Raw genomic sequence first — 2,287 nt, forward strand, 5'->3', positions numbered from 1 at the left:
TGCGGCCCGGCCTGGCGCGGCGCCTGCCGGTACACGGGCTGCCCGTACTCGTCGTAGCCGACCAGTTCGTACTGGCCGTCCGCCTGTCCCGCGTGTCCCGCGTCGTATCGGTCGTTCACCGGTGCCCCTCTCGGCTCACTCGCCGCGGTACAGCTGACGCTTGTCGATGTAGCGCACGACTCCGTCCGGCACCAGATACCAGACGGGGGCGCCCTTGGCGACTCGCGCACGGCAGTCCGTGGACGAGATGGCGAGCGCCGGCACCTCGACGAGCGAGACACCGCCTTCGGGCAGCCCTGGGTCGTGCAGTATGTGTCCCGGCCGCGTCACGCCGATGAAGTGCGCGAGGGAGAACAGCTCGTCCGCGTCCCGCCAGGTGAGGATCTGGGCGAGCGCGTCCGCGCCGGTGATGAAGAAGAGGTCCGTGTCCGGGTTGAGCGCGCGCAGGTCGCGCAGCGTGTCCGTGGTGTAGGTCGGACCGCCGCGGTCGATGTCGATGCGGCTCACCGAGAACTGCGGGTTCTCGGCGGTGGCGATGACCGTCATCAGGTAGCGGTCCTCGGCCGGGGTGACCGTGCGGTGGCTCTTCTGCCAGGGCCGGCCGGTGGGCACGAACACGACCTCGTCGAGTGCGAACGCCGCGGCGACCTCACTGGCCGCCACCAGGTGTCCGTGATGGATCGGGTCGAACGTCCCGCCCATCACCCCGAGGCGGCGGCGTCTTGCCTTGTCGGCCGGGCCGGCGGCCGGGACGCCTCCCGGACCGGCAGGCATGTCCTGCTCTCCCATGCGTGCAGACCCTACCGGCCCGGTCCCGGAAGCTTGACCTCGACCTTCCCCACCTGGGGATTTGCGACGGGATCACCCGTTCCGGGTCACCGGTCGCGGTTGAAGCCGACGGTGATGAAGAGCAGCAGCATGAGGATCACGAAGGCGCCGATGCCCGGCAGCAGGGGGTTGAGGTTCATGTGGTGACCTTGCTCGCCGCCCTCGGCGGCGAGGGTGACCAACTGCGCGGCGCTCTGCTCAAAGCTCATCTTCGGCTGGACCAATCCGTATGGGCTGGATAAGGACGTCGGCTCATCGTATGCGGCGGCCGGTCACGGGAACCATCGGCCCCGCCCGCTCGTCCTCCTCACAGCAGCACCGGCCGGGTGGCCGGGGGCCGACGAGGGCGACACGGGCGGGGGACCTGATGCCGGGCAAGGACGACACGCAGCGCGACGAGGGGACCGCGGCGCGCTCCCGGAGGCGGTTCCCGGGGCTGTCGTCCCGGGCCTACGAGCACCCGGCGGACCGGTCCGCCCTGGTCGCGCTGCGCAAGCTCAGCGGTTTCGACACCGTCTTCAAGGCCCTCAGCGGGCTGATACCCGAGCGCAGCCTGCGCCTGCTCTTCCTGTCGGACTCCGTCCGGGTGAGCGAGGAGCAGTTTCCCCACCTGCACGACATGCTGCGGGACGCCTGCTACATCCTCGACATGCCGAAGGTCCCGGCGATGTACGTCTCGCAGGACCCGAAGCCGGGTGCGATGTGCGTGGGCCTGGACGAGCCGGTGATCGTGCTGACCACCGGCCTGGTGGAGCTGCTGGACGAGGAGGAGATGCGCGCCGTCGTCGGCCACGAGGCGGGACACGCCCTCTCCGGCCACGCGGTCTACCGCACGGTGCTGCTCTTCCTCACCACCCTGGCGGTCCGGATCTCCTGGATCCCCCTGGGCAACGTCGCGGTGATGGCGATCGTGACGGCGCTGCGCGAGTGGTTCCGCAAGTCCGAGCTCTCCGCCGACCGGGCCGGCCTGCTGGTCGGCCAGGACGTCCAGGCGTCGATGCGCGGCCTGATGAAGCTGGCCGGCGGCAACCACCTGCACGAGATGAACGTGGACGCGTTCCTCCGCCAGGCGGAGGAGTACGAGGCCGGCGGCGACCTGCGCGACTCGGTGCTGAAGATCCTGAACGTGCTGCCGCGCTCCCACCCGTTCACCACGGTCCGGGCCGCCGAACTCCGGCGGTGGGCGGCCTCCCGGGACTTCCAGCGGCTGATGGACGGGCACTACCCGCGGCGTGAGGACGACAAGGAGGCCTCGGTGACGGACGCGTTCCGTGAGTCGGCGGCCAGCTACGCGGACACGGTCCGCACCTCGGCCGATCCGCTGTTCAAGCTGGTCGGGGGCGCCACCGACCGCATACGCCGGGGTTTCAACGGCAGCGCCGACAACGCCGGCGGCGGCACCGGGGCCTGACGGCTCCGGGGCCCGACGCCAGGACCCGACGCCGGCGCCCGGCGGGGT

Annotated in this window: 3 protein-coding genes; 1 reads left to right on the top strand and 2 read right to left on the bottom strand. The window is 71.0% G+C overall.

The annotated features are described in order from the left end of the window. Window positions 1-135: 135 nt before the first annotated feature. Both nadD and HW445_RS27570 read right to left on the bottom strand, forming a co-directional pair. Window positions 136-789 carry a nicotinate-nucleotide adenylyltransferase gene (gene nadD / locus HW445_RS27565; protein ID WP_180223584.1) on the bottom strand — a complete coding sequence of 218 codons (654 nt, stop codon included), beginning with the start codon at window positions 787-789 and terminating at the stop codon, window positions 136-138. Between the two features lie 86 nt (window positions 790-875). Continuing rightward, complete coding sequence (locus tag HW445_RS27570) at window positions 876-1,037, bottom strand: hypothetical protein (RefSeq protein ID WP_166026764.1); 162 nt, start codon at window positions 1,035-1,037, stop codon at window positions 876-878. Window positions 1,038-1,195: 158 nt separating this feature from the next. Here HW445_RS27570 and HW445_RS27575 point away from each other — a divergent pair, with 158 nt between their 5' ends. Next, window positions 1,196-2,239 (top strand): M48 family metallopeptidase, encoded by a 1,044-nt coding sequence (locus HW445_RS27575; RefSeq protein WP_180223585.1) that lies wholly within the window; start codon window positions 1,196-1,198, stop codon window positions 2,237-2,239. Window positions 2,240-2,287: the final 48 nt, after the last annotated feature.

The organism is Streptomyces sp. UH6 (assembly GCF_013421635.1).
GTDB lineage: Bacteria > Actinomycetota > Actinomycetes > Streptomycetales > Streptomycetaceae > Streptomyces > Streptomyces abyssomicinicus.